Source organism: Vallitalea maricola (genome assembly GCF_036985595.1).
GTDB classification, from domain to species: Bacteria; Bacillota; Clostridia; order Lachnospirales; family Vallitaleaceae; genus Vallitalea; species Vallitalea maricola.
The window spans coordinates 96,378-112,954 of the sequence record NZ_BTPU01000035.1 but is presented as its reverse complement, the minus strand read 5'-3'; the positions used below and the strand labels follow the sequence as shown (position 1 = coordinate 112,954).

Genomic DNA, 16,577 nt, shown 5'->3' with positions numbered 1-16,577 from the left:
CATGATATTATTTATTATTTTCATGACAATTTATGTTCTTTTTTTTGATATTCTTTTGGACTTATTCCAATATTTTTCTTAAATACTCTACTAAAATGTTCAACATTTTCGTATCCAACTTTTATAGCTACTTTATTAATCTTCATATTTGTATTGCTAAGTAACTTGGTTGCTTCCTCAATACGATATCTCGTCAAGCATTGAATAAACGTTTCTCCTGTTTCGGATACAAAAAGTTTACTCAAATAATTTTCGCTTAGCTCAACATATTCTGCAACAGTAGAAAGACTTATATTCATAGAAAATTTATTTCTCATATAATCTTTTGCATTCTTTATTTGACTATTCTTGGATATGTGTCTATTATTTGCCATATATGCCATTATATTTTTCACAAAATTTTTAATCCAAAGATGTACTTCTTCTTTTGTCTCGAATTTACTAATAATATCATAAAAATTAGTAGAATGTTCAAAGATATTTTTTGTATTATTATCTAGCTTACTACAGTTAATAATAATCGTCATAATCAATTCCAAATAATAGCTAATCAAATCTTTATACGAATTATTTTTATAAGTTGATATTTTATTTAGTAATAGATCAAGTTCATAGTCAACTTTATGAATATTAAGTTCGGCAATGCTTTCTATTAAAGAATCCTCCTTACCTATAATACTCTCTCCATCAACTTGTTTAATAAAGTCAGCATTCTCTTGGTATAAGATTTTGCCTTTTCCATAAATATACCTAAGATCAGCAAGTTGATTTGCCTTAGAGAACATTTCATGTAGGTTAATAAAAGTTCTTCCATGATTAGCAACTCCAACTGTTGTTGAAATATCCAAATACATCATCAATGATTGTTGAATCCTATTTATAATTAATTCAAGTTTCTTTCTTTTAGCTGTTTCACTGGCCAACTTAATATTTGTTAATATCATATATTTTTCTGGAGTAATAGATACACCATAACCTATACCTTGTTTTTTCAACTGAAATTTAATGGAATCCATAACATGTTTTGAAAATTCATAAATACCATCTGATCCATATTTTTCTATAATAGTACTATAGTCATCCACAAGCAAAACACTACAATCATACTCTCCAGAAAAACCCAATTTATCATACATTTTTCTGATTAACTGTTCATCTACTCGATAACTATCTTCAGCAATAATTTTTAAAAGAAGTCCATAATCTCGTTCATGTAGATTTTCATCTAATTCAGCAGCATTACCTTTTCTTTTATTTGTAACTTTATTCTTTTCAAGAACACTTTTCACCAAAGCAAGAACATTATCCGGCTCCATATTAGCTTTTAAAATATAATCACTTGCTCCAAGTTTAAAAGCCTGACGTATATAGTCATAGTCATTATAGGCACTTAGTACAATACTTGTACCACTATAACCGATATCATTCATTGCTTTGAGAAGTTTTAATCCATTCATTACGGACATATTAATATCTGTTATGACAATATCAATATTAGTTGATTGCAGAATATCTAATGCTTCTTTACCATTAGTAACTTCTGCGACTATTTTTATATTATTGGCTTCCCAGTTAATCATTGAACTAAGAGCTAATCTAACTATATGTTCATCTTCAACAATTAATAACTTAAACATATAAATTCTCCTTTTATTCGATTATAGGTAATAATAAAGTAACTTTTGTATATTTCCCGACTTTACTTTCAATATTGAGGGAATAGGCATTGCCATAAGTTAATTCAATTCTACGTTTTGTGTTATATATTCCAATATGATCTGAGTTATTATTTGAGGTAAGCATTTCTTCTATCATTTGCTTATCCATACCAAGACCATTATCTTCAATAGTAACCGTTAGAAAATCTTCTTCCCTGATAACTTTAATAATTATTTTGTCATCATCACCATCTTGTAAACCATGTACAATAGAATTTTCTATAAATGGTTGAAGCAGCATCTTCATAATCTTTAGTTTCTTTACTTGATTATCAATTATAAAATCCACTTCAAAAAATGCTCCATACCTTGCTTTCATAATATGTATATAAGCATGTAAATACTCAAGTTCTTCTTCTATACTATTATAAGTTTTTTTACTTTTAAAAGTTAATTCAATAACCTTCATAAATGAATCAAGTATTTTTTTAATATTATTGGCTTTAGTCATTATAGCCATTATTTTAATGGTATTAAGAGTATTATATATAAAATGGGGATTAATCTGTGCTTGAAGTGCTCTGATTTCTTCCTCTATTTTTTCCTTTTCAATTCTATCTCTATCACAAATTAAATTATTAATTCTATTCATCATACTATTAAATGTTAAATTCAAAGTTTTAATTTCTTTTGGTCCTTTTACTTCAGTTTCAATATTAAGATTACCTTTTTCAACTAATTTCATTTTGGAAACTAAATTTCTTATTGGAAGTATACTACTTTTATAAAAAGAAAAAATATAAATACTAAAAGATATAGCTACGAAAAAATAAACAAAATAAAAAATAATGAGTAAATTGGTTACATTTTTACTAACTTCGTCTACTGGTTCTCTATAAATCAAACTCCACTTTCCGTTATTCAATGTTTGTTTGATTATATAGTATCCTCCAATTCTCTTACAATAAACATCATTACTATTATATTTCAAAGCATCAAAACCATTAATTTCATCAATACTATGCATATTATCTTTTAAAGATTCTAAAATGATTTTACCTTCATTGTCATACAAAATATAGTTGCCTATTCCTTGTATTCCTAATTCAAGATTTTGAAGAATTGGTGAAAAAACGTCAATATATACCAATAATATATCATTTTTATCAATAGTTTCTTCAGGAGCCATGGCCATTGCAAGAGTTTTTGATTCAACAAATTTATCAGTTAAGTGATCACCATAACCAATCTGTAAAACTTTACCTTTACTATCAAGTGTCTGTTTAAACCACTGCATATGTATAATTTCAGATAAAGAATAACTTGTACTAGTCCTATAAAAATAATGACTACCATCATCAAAAAAAATCATTAGACTGTTTACATTAGGATTAAAACTAAACAAATAGTTTAATTGTTTATCAATCTCTGACGCTAACTCAAATCTTTTGCTTAAATCAATAGTATGATGCCATTCTTCAACCAAATTCATAAGTTCTGTATCATTGGCGACTACTGATATTACTAGAGAAACTCTTCTTATTTCATCCTCTACGGCTACTTTTATTTGCTCCATGGAATGCTCCCATTTATTATAGTGATTTTCAAGTATTCTATCTCTGTAATTATGACTTACTAGGATGTTAATAATTATAATGGGAATTACAACAAAAACTATAAATCCTAATAAAAATGATGTTTGTAAACTAAATCGTTTCATTGTTTACATCCCTTTCTTATTCAACCAGTTTTTTCATATGTTTTAGCTGATAATATATATCACTATATTAATTTATGCATCATTATTAAGGTGACATTTTATCTTAATTATAGTTATATTCTCTATTATTTTCAATAACTTCACTAAAAAAATCATATATTTGGGTAGTAAGTATAGACAATTTCAACAGAATCTTAGGTGAATTATACCTAGAGTCGAGAAAGATTTTTCCCACCTGAAAAAGGGCATATCACCCTAGACATTTATCTAAAAGTGATAGCCCTTATATACTAGTTATACAATATCAAACTTTATCTTTTACAGAGTAATGAGTATGAAGTAACTTATGAGATAATTCACTCATTGGTTCTCCAAGATATTGCTCATATAATGCAGTAATTGATGGATTTTCATGTGATTTTCTTAAAGGCATATTTTTGTCTACTTCATAAATAGCAGCCATACGTTTTTTAAGAATATCTGAGTTACCATGATGGTAAGGTTGACCTCCACCACCAATACATCCACCAGGACATGCCATAATTTCGATAGCATGTAAGTTTCTAGGATTACCGCTTTCAACTTCTTCTAATAATTTTCTAGCATTACCAAGTCCATGAGCGATACCAATATTAAGAGTAAAGTCATCCATTTGTACAGATGCTACTCTTACACCGTCAAATCCTCTTATATCTTCAAAATCTACTTTTTCTAATGTTTTACCAGTATGGATTTCATAAGCTGTTCTTGTTGCAGCTTCAATAACACCGCCAGTTGAACCAAAGATAACAGCAGCACCAGTTGATTCTCCTAAAGGATTATCAAATTCAGATTCTTCTAATTCTAATAAGTTTAGATTAGCTCTCTTAATTAAATGAGCTAACTCTCTTGTTGAAATAGATATATCTACATCTGGATTACCATCAACTTTGAACTCATCTCTAGCCGCTTCATATTTCTTAGCTAAACATGGCATAACTGAAACAACAACCATTTTTTCTCTAGGTATATTCATTTTTTCAGCTAAGAAAGATTTAGCAACAGCACCAAACATTTGTTGTGGTGATTTTGCTGATGATGGAATATCAATTAATTCTGGGAATTGACTTTCAATAAAGTTAACCCATGCTGGACAACAAGATGTTAAAATTGGTAATGGAACATCTTTGTCTCCTGCTAAGAATCTATTAAGTCTTCCTAATAACTCTGTTCCTTCTTCCATAATTGTTAAGTCTGCAGCAAAATCTGTATCGAATACACGATCAAAACCTAAAGATCTTAATGCAGTTACCATTTGACCTGTAACAACTGAACCAGGCTCTTTACCGAATTCTTCTCCTATTGCAACTCTTACAGCTGGTGCTGTTTGAACTACAACAAATTTATCTGGATCAGCTAATGCTTCTACAACTTTCCATGTATGATCATTTTCAGTTAAAGCACCAACTGGACATACAGCAACACATTGACCACAGTGTGTACATACTGTTTCTGATAATGGTGATTCAAATGCTGGAGATACAACTGCGTCAAATCCTCTGTTAATTCCAGATAACGCACCAACAGTTTGAACTTCATTACACATAGTTTCACATCTTCTACACATAATACATTTATCCATATCCCTAATAATTGCAGGAGAATAATCTTGTTTATATGTTGATTGAGATTTTCCAGTTACTCTTACTTCTCTTACTCCAAATTTTTCTGCTAAGTCTTGTAAATCACAACGGCCGGATTTTGCACAAGTCAAGCAATCCTTTGGATGATCTGATAATAATAGTTCCAATACTGTTTTTCTGGCTTCTAATACTCTTATTGTATTTGTTCTAACAACCATGCCGTCAACTACTGGTGTAGCACATGATGGTGCTAGATTTCTTCTACCTTCAACTTCTACTACACATATACGACATGAAGCTGTTTTATTAACCATTTTTGTATCATGCAAGTCTAAATGACATAATGTTGGAATATCAATGCCTAACTTTTTAGCAGCATCTAATATAGTACTACCTTTTGGTACCTGTACTTCTTTACCATCAATAGTAATTTTTACCTCTGACATTAGGTTACACTCCTTTTCTAGATTCTAAAGAATTCACTTTTATTTATTTCTTAATAATCGCTCCGAATTTACATTTATCCATACAAGCACCACATTTGATACATTTATCTTGGTCGATACTATGTGGTTTTTTAACAGTTCCTGAAATTGCACCAACTGGACAGACTCTTGAACACGCTGTACAACCAATACATTTATCTTCTTGAATGTAATATTTTAATAAGTTCTTACAGTTTCCTGCTGGACATGTTTTATCTTTTACGTGAGCTACATACTCATCCCAGAATACATCTAATGTAGATAATACTGGGTTAGGTGCTGTTTGTCCTAATCCACAAAGAGCTGTGTCTTTAATTACACGGCTTAATCTCTTAAGCTCATCTAAATGCTCCATTGTACCTTTTCCAGAAGTTATTAAATCTAATAATTCAGATAAACGCTTAGTACCTACACGACAAGGTGTGCATTTACCACAAGATTCTTCTTCAGTAAATTCAAGATAGAATTTGGCTACTGCAGGCATACAGTTATCTTCGTCCATAACAATCATACCACCTGAACCCATCATTGATCCTTTGGCAATTAAGTTATCGAAATCAATAGGTGTATCTAAGTCTTTTTCTGTTAAACATCCACCTGATGGTCCGCCTGTTTGAACAGCCTTGAATTTCTTACCGTTCTTGATTCCTCCACCAATATCATAAATAACTTCTCTTAGAGTTGTTCCCATAGGAACTTCTATAAGTCCAACGTTATTAATTTTACCTGCTAAGGCAAATACTTTTGTTCCTTTTGATTTTTCTGTACCGATTTTATTAAACCAATCTGCGCCTTTTAATAAGATAACTGGAATATTAGCAAATGTTTCTACATTATTAACATTTGTTGGTTTTCCCCAGTATCCTGATTCAGCTGGAAATGGTGGTTTAGTAGTTGGCTCTCCACGTTGACCTTCCATAGAATGTATAAGCGCTGTTTCTTCACCACATACGAATGCTCCCGCCCCATATGTAAGTTCAATATCAAATTCAAATCCAGTACCCATTATATCAGTACCTAATAATCCTGTTTCTCTAGCATCATCTATAGCTTTTTGTAATCGCTTAATTGCAAGTGGATATTCTGCACGAATATAAACTTTACCTTTAGTTGCACCAATTGAGTAACCACAAATAGCCATAGCCTCAACAATACTGTGTGGATCTCCTTCTAAGATAGAACGGTCCATGAATGCACCTGGATCTCCCTCGTCAGCATTACAAACTACATATTTTTGATCTGCTTCATATTTGCTAGCAAATTCCCATTTTAATCCAGTTGGGAATCCTCCGCCTCCACGGCCTCTAAGTCCTGACTCTTTAACAACATTGATTACATCGCTAGGAGTCATTTCCGTTAATACTTTACCTAAAGCGTGATATCCATCACGTGCAATATATTCATCAATATTACTTGGATCTATAAATCCACAGTTTCTAAGGGCAATACGCATTTGCTTTTTATAGAAATCCATATTCTTAGAATCGCTAACTTTTGCTTTTGTTTCAGGATCTTCAAATAATAATCTTGCTACTTTTCTACCTTTTACAATATGCTCTTTTACGATCTCTTCAGCATCTTCTGGTTGTACTTGAACATAGAATGTATTATCTGGCAATATTTTTACAACTGGACCTTTTTCACAGAAACCAAAACAACCAGTTTTTAGTACTTTAACCTCGTTGTCCATGTTGTTGATTTTTAGTTGTTCCTTTAGATTATCAACTATTTCCTCGGATTTTGCAGATATACATCCAGTACCTCCGCAAACCAATATATGCATTTTATAGTTAGACATCTTTTAAGCCTCCTAACTTTTTTTATTCAATAGTTTTATGAGTTACAGGGATTATTCCATCAATTAACTCGCCTTTTTTAATATGTTTTTCAATAACCTCTTTTGCTCTTTCTATTGTTACATCACCATATACAACTGGTTCGCTATTTGGCATAGTTAATTCAATTGTTGGTTCTGCATAACAATATCCCATACAACCAGTTTGTGTTACAACTACGTTGTTAATGCCTTCTTTTGCTAATTCATCAATTAGGAAATTCATTACTTCTCTAGCACCAGATGCAATACCACATGTAGCCATAGCAACTTTTATTTGTATTAAATTATCAATGTTTTCGCCTTTTTCTCTTAATTCTACATTTGATTGAACTTTTTCTTTGATTTTTTTAAGTTCATCAAAAGATTTAATCTTTGCCATTTTTTTTCCTCCTTTTTAAAATACAATTATTTGTATTCTGCAAGAATATCCTTGACCATATCTGGTGTTACACGACCATAGACTTTATCTTCAACCATAACAACTGGAGCAAGTCCACAAGCCCCTACACAACGGAGTGATTGTAGTGAAAATTTACCATCTGGTGTTGTTTCACCAACTTCAATTTTCAACTCTTTTTTTAATTCATTCAAAACATCTTCAGCACCTCTAACATAACAAGCTGTACCCATACATATTGAAATGTTAAATTCACCTTTCGGAGTCATTGTGAAATAAGAATAGAATGTAACTACTCCAAATACTTTTGCTGTTGATATTTTTAATTTTTTTCCTACAAATTTTTGAACTTCTTCTGGTAAATATCCAAAAATATCTTGTGCTTTATGTAAAACACGTATGAGTTCTCCTTTTGTAGTTGGCATTGCATCAATATACTGCTCCAATTCTTGGAACTTTTCATCTGTTAATGCTGAATTAGCTGCCATTTGCTTACCTCCTTATTATATAATGTAAATGATTAACAAATTATATTAATTTATTAATTATAAACCAAAGTTATATATTTAACACGAAAAGCTGCATTATTACCATTTTATGGGGTTAAATCATAAATATCATGTTTTTTCTACAAGTTTTACAAATAACCAAGTATTTTTCAATTAAAATAACAAAAGGGTACGGATATTTAACCTTATTTATTAAAGTATAATGCATAATAAACTTAAAAAGGAAAGTCTATTAAAATTCTCATGTTTAAATATGCAATAATGTGTTTAATTAATAACATTAGAAAATACATCAATCCAACACATTAGTATATATATAAATTGAACTAGAATTGTTACTATTACAACCATTAATGAATATTTATAAGCACTATGACTTTTACTTAATAATATTAATTATTATTAACAATTCACTTTATAAAATTAGTTCAAATTATTTTCTTATCTATTCATATTGTTTGAGTGCGTTAAATATTGATTCTATATTTTTTTCATTAACTTCTAATGAATTTTTTTTAATTCCAATATACCCTAATTCATGAGCATCTGAAGATTGTATAATATGATAGTCTTTGTATTTTTGTCTATAAGTATCTAAGTTAGAAAATCTAGAAATCTCGAGTATAGAAGTATTCAAATCGTCTGGTATAAATCCTATATTAGCTAATATACTATAACTAGGTCTATCAATGTGAGCAGGTATTGCTATTCCATTGTTATCATGTATCAAATTTATAACTTCATTTAATGACATTGCAACAGATGTTAGTAGAAGTTTATCCAGTTCTTTTATAATGTCATCATTCTCATCCAAAACATATTGATGTCCAAAAACAGTAGATTTATTCTTAATATAGGGTAATTTACTATATAATTTGCTTTGAACATTGTATACACTCTCAATGTCAGGGAACAACCCTACAACATGTATTTCTTCTTTTGTTTCTATCTCAATTCCTGGAACAACAATAATATCTTTCCCCTTAGCTATTTTAATTACTGCTTCGACATTTTCTGCAGAATTATGGTCAGTTATAGCTATGGCATCTAATTCATTAATTAAAGACATGTTTACAATGTTATTAGGTGTCATGCTATCTTCTCCGCAAGGCGAAAGAGCTGTATGAATATGAAAATCATAGTATAATTTCATAAATCCGCTCCAAATATAGTCTATATTTTTTGTTAATATTTTATCAATTTTGACAAACACACATCCCTGTTATTATAACAAAAACAGAAATAAATGTAAAGAAACTATATTCTACTATTGTTTTTTATAACACTTTTTATTATACCATGAAAATAGAGTTTTTCAACAAAAAAACGCAATATATTAAGTAAATTACTTCCATCTAAAATTAGTTCTATTTACTAGTTTCATCTTGTTTTTTTCATTAAGAATATTAGTTTTTTAACTTTTTTATATTAAATATTGTGAAATAATTATTTTTAAAATTAACATCATAAATGATCCAATAAAATAAATCTTATTAATTTAATTCAAATAATCAGTTTTCTTTGGTTAAATAAGTAATTATATTCAATCGGTTAATTTTAATAGTATAATTTAACTTACGTAAAATAAAAACCGCTAATAATATATTAATTATGATAGTTTATATATTATTAACGGTTGTATTAAATTATTTATTTAAAACTTTCTTTAGGAATTTACCAGTATAAGACTTTTTACACTTTACTACTTTTTCCGGTGTTCCTTTTGCTATAACCAGACCACCTTTGTCGCCACCTTCTGGTCCTAAATCTATAATATAGTCTGCAGTTTTGATAACATCCAGGTTATGTTCAATTACAAGAACCGAATTTCCTCCATCAACTAAACGTTGCAATATTGTAATCAATTTATTAACATCTTCAAAATGGAGACCAGTTGTTGGTTCATCGAGTATATACATGGTTTTACCTGTGCTTCTTTTACTTAATTCAGTAGCCAGTTTAACCCTTTGTGCTTCTCCTCCTGACAATGTTGTTGATGGTTGTCCTAATCTAATATATGATAATCCAACATCATAGAGTGTTTGAAGTTTTTTCTTGATCCTAGGTATATTTTCAAAAAAGGTAAGAGCTTCTTCAACTGTCATATTCAAGACTTCTGATATATTTTTACCTTTATATTTAACTTCTAATGTTTCCCTATTATATCTTTTACCATGGCAAACTTCACATGGTACATAAACATCTGGTAAAAAATGCATCTCTATCTTGATTATACCATCACCTTTACAGGCTTCACAACGACCACCTTTTACATTGAAACTAAATCTTCCTTTTTGATATCCTCTCATTTTAGCTTCAGCTGTACTTGCAAATATATCTCTAATATGGTCAAAAACTCCTGTATAAGTAGCAGGGTTAGACCTAGGCGTTCTACCAATAGGCGATTGATCTATAGCTATTACTTTATCTAGATGTTCTAATCCTAACATATTCTTATGTTTACCAGGTTTCATCTTTGCTCTGTTCAAGTCTCTAGCCAGTCTCTTATATAATATTTCATTTACGAAAGAGCTTTTACCAGAGCCTGAAACTCCTGTAACACAAGTAAAAATCCCAAGAGGAATATCTATATTGATATTCTTTAAATTATTTTGTGAAGCACCTTTTATATTAATCCATTTTCCGTTAGTAGCTCTTCTAACTTGTGGAACTTCCACTTTCTTTCTTCCACTTAGATATGCACCAGTTATTGAATCCTCAATCTTCATTATTTCTTCTGCTGTACCTTCAGCAACAATTTCACCGCCATGCTCTCCTGCTCTTGGACCAATATCTACTATATAATCTGCTTCAAACATGGTTTCTTCGTCATGTTCCACTACAATCAAAGTGTTTCCTAGATTTTTTAGTCTTTTCAATGTATGCAGTAATTTTTCATTATCCCTCTGGTGCAATCCTATGCTAGGTTCGTCTAAAATATATACCACACCTACTAATCCAGACCCTATTTGTGTAGCTAATCTAATTCTCTGAGCTTCTCCACCTGACAGTGTCCCCGCTGAACGAGATAGTGACAGGTAATCAAGCCCCACATTTACTAGGAATCCAATTCTAGCATTAACTTCTTTTAGAATTTGTTCCCCAATTATAAGCTGCCTTTCAGTTAATTTTATATTATCAAAGAAATCTTTGATATCTCTTATTGACATCTCTGTTATCTGTGATATGTTTTTACCTCCAAGTGTAACTGCTAATGCTATAGGATTCAATCTTGCACCATTACAAACATTACATGGGGTATTGGTCATAAATGATTCATATTCTTGTTTCATATAATCAGATGTTGTCTCTTTGTATCTACGATGGAGACTTTGAACCAATCCTTCAAATACAGTTTCATATTGTCCCATACCTTTATCTGATTTGTACTTGACTATGAATTTCTCGCCTTTGGTACCATACATAATAATATCTTTTACTTCTTCAGAATATTTTTCATATGGTGTAGTAATCTTAAACTTATATTTTTTCCCTAATGCTTCAAACATTCTTCTTACATAACTTTCTTCATTAGAAGCCGATGCCCAGCCTGGAGCAACAATAGCACCATCTACTATACTTAATTTGGGATTAGGAATAATTAATTCAGGGTCAAATTTCATTTTGAAACCTAAACCATGACATTCTGGACAAGCACCGAAAGGGTTATTGAATGAAAATAGTCTTGGTTCAATTTCATCTATACTTATATTACAGTCAGGACATGAAAAGTTTTGACTGAATGACATTGGTTGTCCATCAATTACATCAATAACTAGCAATCCACCAGTCAATTTCATAACTGTTTCAATAGAATCAGTCAATCTTTTTTCTATTCCTTCTCTTACTATCAATCTGTCAATCACTATTTCTATAGTATGCTTTTTATTTTTTTCCAAAAGTATTTCTTCTGATAATTCATACATGTTGCCATCTATCTTAGCTCTTACATATCCACTCTTCTTAGCCTGATCTAGAAGTTTGATATGTTGACCTTTTCTGCCTCTTACTACTGGAGCCATTATCATTATCTTAGTTCTTTCTGGTAATTTCATTATTACATCTACCATTTGGTCAACTGTTTGTCTATTGATAACTTTTCCACATTTTGGACAATGAGGTATTCCTACTCTAGCATAAAGCAATCTTAAGTAATCATATATCTCTGTAACTGTTCCTACTGTTGATCTTGGATTCCTGCTTGTAGTCTTTTGATCTATTGATATAGCAGGTGATAGACCTTCTATATTATCAACATCCGGTTTTTCCATTTGACCCAAAAACTGTCTTGCATAGGCAGATAATGATTCTACATATCTTCTTTGCCCCTCAGCATATATTGTATCAAATGCTAAAGAAGATTTCCCTGAACCACTAAGTCCAGTAAATACAACAAATTTATCTCTTGGAATAGTTAAGTCTACGTTCTTTAAATTATGTTCTCTTGCACCTTTTATGGTGATTACATCTTTTCCCATACGCCACCTCTTATAATTTATGATGATACAATTTTTAATTGTAATATATAGTAATTGAATTAAATATGAGCAAAGTTTAATTCAGTGTATTTAATTGTTTTTTTAATTCGTATAATTCATCTCTTAACTGTGCAGCTCTTTCAAATTGCAAGTCCATAGCAGCCTGTTTCATATCTTTTGAACATTTCAGTATTTTGACCTCTAATTCTTCTTTACTCATAGATTCAGGATCTTTCGTTAATTCATAAGTTGCCTCGGATTCTGCAACCTGAGTTATACGAATAATATCTCTTACAGGTTTACTAATGGTTTTAGGTATTATATTATGTTCTTTATTGTACTTTTCCTGAATACTTCTTCTTCTATTAGTTTCGCTAATAGCTCTATCCATACTATCAGTAATAATGTCTGCATACATGATAACTTTACCTTCAACATTTCTTGCAGCACGTCCTACTGTCTGAATTAATGCAGTTTCAGAACGCAGAAAACCTTCTTTATCTGCATCAAGTATAGCTACTAAACTAATCTCTGGTATATCTAATCCTTCTCTAAGCAAGTTAATACCTATAAGAACATCAAAAACATCCATCCTGAGATCACGTACTATCTCAATTCTTTCAAGGGTATCTATATCTGAGTGTAAGTACCTAACACGTATACCTGATTCTTTCATATAATCTGTTAAGTCCTCAGCCATTCTTTTTGTTAAGGTTGTAATCAATACTTTATTTTTATTTTCGATTTCTTTATTAACATTGGATATTAAATCATCTATTTGACCTTTTACTGGTTTAACTTCTATCTTAGGGTCTAACAGACCTGTAGGTCTAATTATCTGTTCTGCTATTAACTGCTTATGATCATATTCATATGGTCCTGGCGTTGCTGAAACAAATAATACTTGATTCAACTTACTTTCGAATTCTTGGAAATTAAGAGGTCTATTATCTTTAGCTGAGGGTAATCTAAATCCATACTCTACCAAAGTTGATTTTCTTGACTGGTCACCTGCATACATACCTCTTACTTGTGGAACCGTCATATGAGATTCATCTATAATAAGTAAAAAGTCATCAGGAAAATAATCAAAAAGAGTATGTGGAGGAGCCCCTGGTGGTAAACCAGTTAAATGCCTTGAGTAGTTTTCTATACCTGAACAGAATCCTGTTTCTCTAATCATTTCCACATCATAATTAGTTCTTTGAGCAATTCTTTGAGCTTCTAATAACTTGTCTTTTTCTCTAAATGACTTAACTACTTCTGTTTTTTCTTTTTCTATAGAATTGATAGCTCTTTCTATTTTATCTGTTTCAATTACATAATGAGACGCAGGAAATATGGCTATATGTTCCATATAACCTAGTATTTCACCAGTAATCACATTAATTTCTGTTATCCTATCTATTTCATCTCCAAATAATTCAATTCTTACTGCTCTATCAGAAGAAGCCGCAGGGAATACTTCAATGACATCTCCTCTAACTCTAAAAGTACCTCGGACAAAGTTCATATCATTTCTCATATATTGAATATCTACTAGTTTCCTCAATATTTCATCCCTATCTTTTGTCATACCGGGTCTTAAGGAAAGTACCATATTTTTGTAATCTATTGGACTACCAAGTCCATATATACATGATACACTAGCTACAATAATGACATCGTCTCTCTCTGCTAATGATGCTGTAGCTGAGTGTCTAAGTTTATCTATTTCTTCATTGATTGATGAGTCTTTTTCTATAAAAGTATCTGTATGAGGGACATATGCTTCCGGTTGATAATAATCATAATAACTAACAAAGTATTCAACAGCATTATTTGGAAAAAACTCTTTGAATTCACTATACAGTTGGGCTGCTAATGTTTTATTATGCGCCATAATCAAAGTAGGTTTTTTTAATTCTTTTATAATATGCGCCATAGTGAATGTTTTTCCTGAACCTGTCACCCCTAGTAAAGTCTCGAATTTTTTACCATCTTTAAATCCCTTAGCCAATTTCTTAATAGCTTGAGGTTGATCTCCTGTAGGATTAAACTTTGAATGAATTTCAAATTTTGACATATTATCACCTCTATCTCATTATTTGCATATTAAATCAATTATCTTTGACTTTAAAGATAATTAATTCAATCTTATTAAGCTAATATTATAAGTTAAATAAAAATAATTACCATCTTATACCAATTATCAAAAACATAATATATATATGTATAATACAATCATTATTTTAGTCTTAACTATTATATCATATTAGCAAAAAAATGCAAACATATGTTTGCACAAAATTTATCCAATATTATATTGAGTTAAATAAAAAAGTCATTGTCTAATTCCAAAGTGGAAAATGACAATAACTCTTGCATTTGAAAGTTACTTTTCGTTTTTTTTGTTAAAGGTTTTAAGAGCTTTTTATTATGTGACTCTCTATCATTTTTTATCAGCATCAACATATCTCTACGCTTATATGATACATATATTGACTAGTTCCTTCAACCATTCCTTTAAACCATTTATAAGGAACATTATTAATATTTAAACCATATTCAAAATGGGCGATTCCTATTCCCATATCAATATTACTTATGTTAAATTCTTGTTTTTTAATATATTGGTAAAAATGAATAACGCTATCCTTTTTCACCAATCTCCATGGTTGCTTATTAAGCGCTGATGGCGCTAATCTTAAAGCCTCAAATGCAGGATATAATTTATCAGCCTTATTGAGAATTAGTGGTTTGTCCAGCTCATCTTCAAAAAACATATCTTCAAATACCTTACGTTTCCTAGTCTTATTGTCTTTTTTTTTCTTATTTCTGCCGTAGGAAATAACAGCTGGAATACTTTTATTATCAACTTCATCAATTGAATTAAAATAATTTTTATTATAAGTTCCACCAAGCCAACAAGTTCCTATATCCTTCTTAGTCATCTCTAAAAGTTTTTTTTCCATAACATAACCATAATCAATATAACCTTTAATTGTTTTCTCGACATAACCATACATATATCCTGCCATTCCTTGTATTCTACCATAACTAAGTTTAAATTGTTTAATATTCGGCTTGATTAGGTGTATGGTAATCTCATTACCAAATAGCCCTTGTTCTTTAATAGCATTAATTTTATGATCCATTAAATCCTGTTGTCTACTGCTTAATCCTTCTTTTAAATACTTTCTAACAGAATACCTTTTATAAATAGTATCCATATTAAAGTCACCATCCTTAGTTTATTTTTTATGCTTTTAATGTCTTTACTATTCCTTGAACTGATTTATAAATAAAGTCATCTGATGTCTTATTAGTATTTTCTTCTATTATTTTCCTCTTACTATGAGCAATAGCCACTATTCCACTAATAGCACCCCAAAGCATAAAACTAAGTTCAAAACTGGTACAAGTTTTTATAATACTCCCATCTTTTATACCTTCTTCAATTATTTTACCGATAATAATTTCACTAGCTACAGCATCTGTTTCTTGAAATAACTGACTCTCCTCTTTAGTTAATTGAACTTGTGCTGACTTCATTTCTAACATAATCTTACAATACAACTCGTTTGTTCTTAGAAATTCTACATATCGTTTTGCAAAAATTAGTGTCTTTTCATATCCATTGACATTTTTTTCATAAAGAATATTATCAGTGTAATCTTTCAATGCTTTAAATGCTCTATATGCGATTTCATAATATATTTCTTGTTTACTAGTAAAATATTTATATATTGTTCTTTTGGTAAATTCTGATTCCATTGCTATTTCATTCATTGTAGTCTGCTGGTAGCCTTTTAGATTAAAAAGTCTTTCAGCACAATCAATAATACTCTCACGTCTTATTTGTTTTTCTCTTTCCACTCTTGTCAACATG

General features: G+C 30.2%; 11 protein-coding genes. All 11 read right to left on the bottom strand.

The features are described from left to right. Positions 1-20: 20 nt before the first annotated feature. The 11 genes from AACQ14_RS11835 to AACQ14_RS11785 all read right to left on the bottom strand — a co-directional run bounded on the left by AACQ14_RS11835 (position 21) and on the right by AACQ14_RS11785 (position 16,576). Complete coding sequence (locus tag AACQ14_RS11835; RefSeq protein WP_339363801.1) at positions 21-1,637, bottom strand: response regulator transcription factor; 1,617 nt, start codon at positions 1,635-1,637, stop codon at positions 21-23. Between the two features lie 13 nt (positions 1,638-1,650). Further along, a complete protein-coding gene (locus AACQ14_RS11830) occupies positions 1,651-3,378 on the bottom strand; it encodes a cache domain-containing sensor histidine kinase (RefSeq protein WP_339363800.1) in 1,728 nt (575 codons plus the stop codon). A gap of 304 nt (positions 3,379-3,682) precedes the next feature. Beyond that, positions 3,683-5,446 carry an NADH-dependent [FeFe] hydrogenase, group A6 gene (locus AACQ14_RS11825; protein WP_339363799.1) on the bottom strand — a complete coding sequence of 588 codons (1,764 nt, stop codon included), beginning with the start codon at positions 5,444-5,446 and terminating at the stop codon, positions 3,683-3,685. Positions 5,447-5,489: 43 nt separating this feature from the next. Further along, positions 5,490-7,283: an NADH-ubiquinone oxidoreductase-F iron-sulfur binding region domain-containing protein gene (locus AACQ14_RS11820; protein ID WP_339363798.1), complete on the bottom strand. Its 1,794-nt coding sequence runs from the start codon at positions 7,281-7,283 to the stop codon at positions 5,490-5,492. A gap of 22 nt (positions 7,284-7,305) precedes the next feature. After that, positions 7,306-7,701 carry a (2Fe-2S) ferredoxin domain-containing protein gene (locus tag AACQ14_RS11815; protein ID WP_339363797.1) on the bottom strand — a complete coding sequence of 132 codons (396 nt, stop codon included), beginning with the start codon at positions 7,699-7,701 and terminating at the stop codon, positions 7,306-7,308. A 26-nt stretch (positions 7,702-7,727) separates the two neighbouring features. After that, complete coding sequence (gene nuoE, locus AACQ14_RS11810; protein WP_339363796.1) at positions 7,728-8,207, bottom strand: NADH-quinone oxidoreductase subunit NuoE; 480 nt, start codon at positions 8,205-8,207, stop codon at positions 7,728-7,730. Positions 8,208-8,673: 466 nt separating this feature from the next. Then, positions 8,674-9,381, bottom strand: a complete 708-nt coding sequence (locus AACQ14_RS11805; RefSeq protein WP_339363795.1) for a PHP domain-containing protein — start codon at positions 9,379-9,381, stop codon at positions 8,674-8,676. A gap of 493 nt (positions 9,382-9,874) precedes the next feature. Beyond that, a complete protein-coding gene (gene uvrA / locus AACQ14_RS11800) occupies positions 9,875-12,706 on the bottom strand; it encodes an excinuclease ABC subunit UvrA (RefSeq protein WP_339363794.1) in 2,832 nt (943 codons plus the stop codon). A gap of 76 nt (positions 12,707-12,782) precedes the next feature. Continuing rightward, on the bottom strand, positions 12,783-14,771 hold the full coding sequence (uvrB, locus tag AACQ14_RS11795) for an excinuclease ABC subunit UvrB (protein WP_339363793.1): 1,989 nt from the start codon (positions 14,769-14,771) through the stop codon (positions 12,783-12,785). Positions 14,772-15,153: 382 nt separating this feature from the next. Continuing rightward, entirely contained in the window at positions 15,154-15,918 is a 765-nt protein-coding gene (locus AACQ14_RS11790) for a nitroreductase family protein (protein WP_339363792.1), read from the bottom strand. Between the two features lie 28 nt (positions 15,919-15,946). Beyond that, complete coding sequence (locus tag AACQ14_RS11785) at positions 15,947-16,576, bottom strand: TetR/AcrR family transcriptional regulator (protein WP_339363791.1); 630 nt, start codon at positions 16,574-16,576, stop codon at positions 15,947-15,949. Between the last annotated feature and the right edge of the window lies 1 nt (position 16,577).

Bases quoted from the DNA above. Each gene is read 5' to 3' on its own strand.
- AACQ14_RS11835 (WP_339363801.1), bottom strand. From the start codon at position 1,637: ATGTTTAAGTTATTAATTGTTGAAGATGAACATATAGTTAGATTAGCT.
- AACQ14_RS11830 (WP_339363800.1), bottom strand. From the start codon at position 3,378: ATGAAACGATTTAGTTTACAAACATCATTTTTATTAGGATTTATAGTT.
- AACQ14_RS11825 (WP_339363799.1), bottom strand. From the start codon at position 5,446: ATGTCAGAGGTAAAAATTACTATTGATGGTAAAGAAGTACAGGTACCA.
- AACQ14_RS11820 (WP_339363798.1), bottom strand. From the start codon at position 7,283: ATGTCTAACTATAAAATGCATATATTGGTTTGCGGAGGTACTGGATGT.
- AACQ14_RS11815 (WP_339363797.1), bottom strand. From the start codon at position 7,701: ATGGCAAAGATTAAATCTTTTGATGAACTTAAAAAAATCAAAGAAAAA.
- nuoE (WP_339363796.1), bottom strand. From the start codon at position 8,207: ATGGCAGCTAATTCAGCATTAACAGATGAAAAGTTCCAAGAATTGGAG.
- AACQ14_RS11805 (WP_339363795.1), bottom strand. From the start codon at position 9,381: ATGAAATTATACTATGATTTTCATATTCATACAGCTCTTTCGCCTTGC.
- uvrA (WP_339363794.1), bottom strand. From the start codon at position 12,706: ATGGGAAAAGATGTAATCACCATAAAAGGTGCAAGAGAACATAATTTA.
- uvrB (WP_339363793.1), bottom strand. From the start codon at position 14,771: ATGTCAAAATTTGAAATTCATTCAAAGTTTAATCCTACAGGAGATCAA.
- AACQ14_RS11790 (WP_339363792.1), bottom strand. From the start codon at position 15,918: ATGGATACTATTTATAAAAGGTATTCTGTTAGAAAGTATTTAAAAGAA.
- AACQ14_RS11785 (WP_339363791.1), bottom strand. From the start codon at position 16,576: ATGTTGACAAGAGTGGAAAGAGAAAAACAAATAAGACGTGAGAGTATT.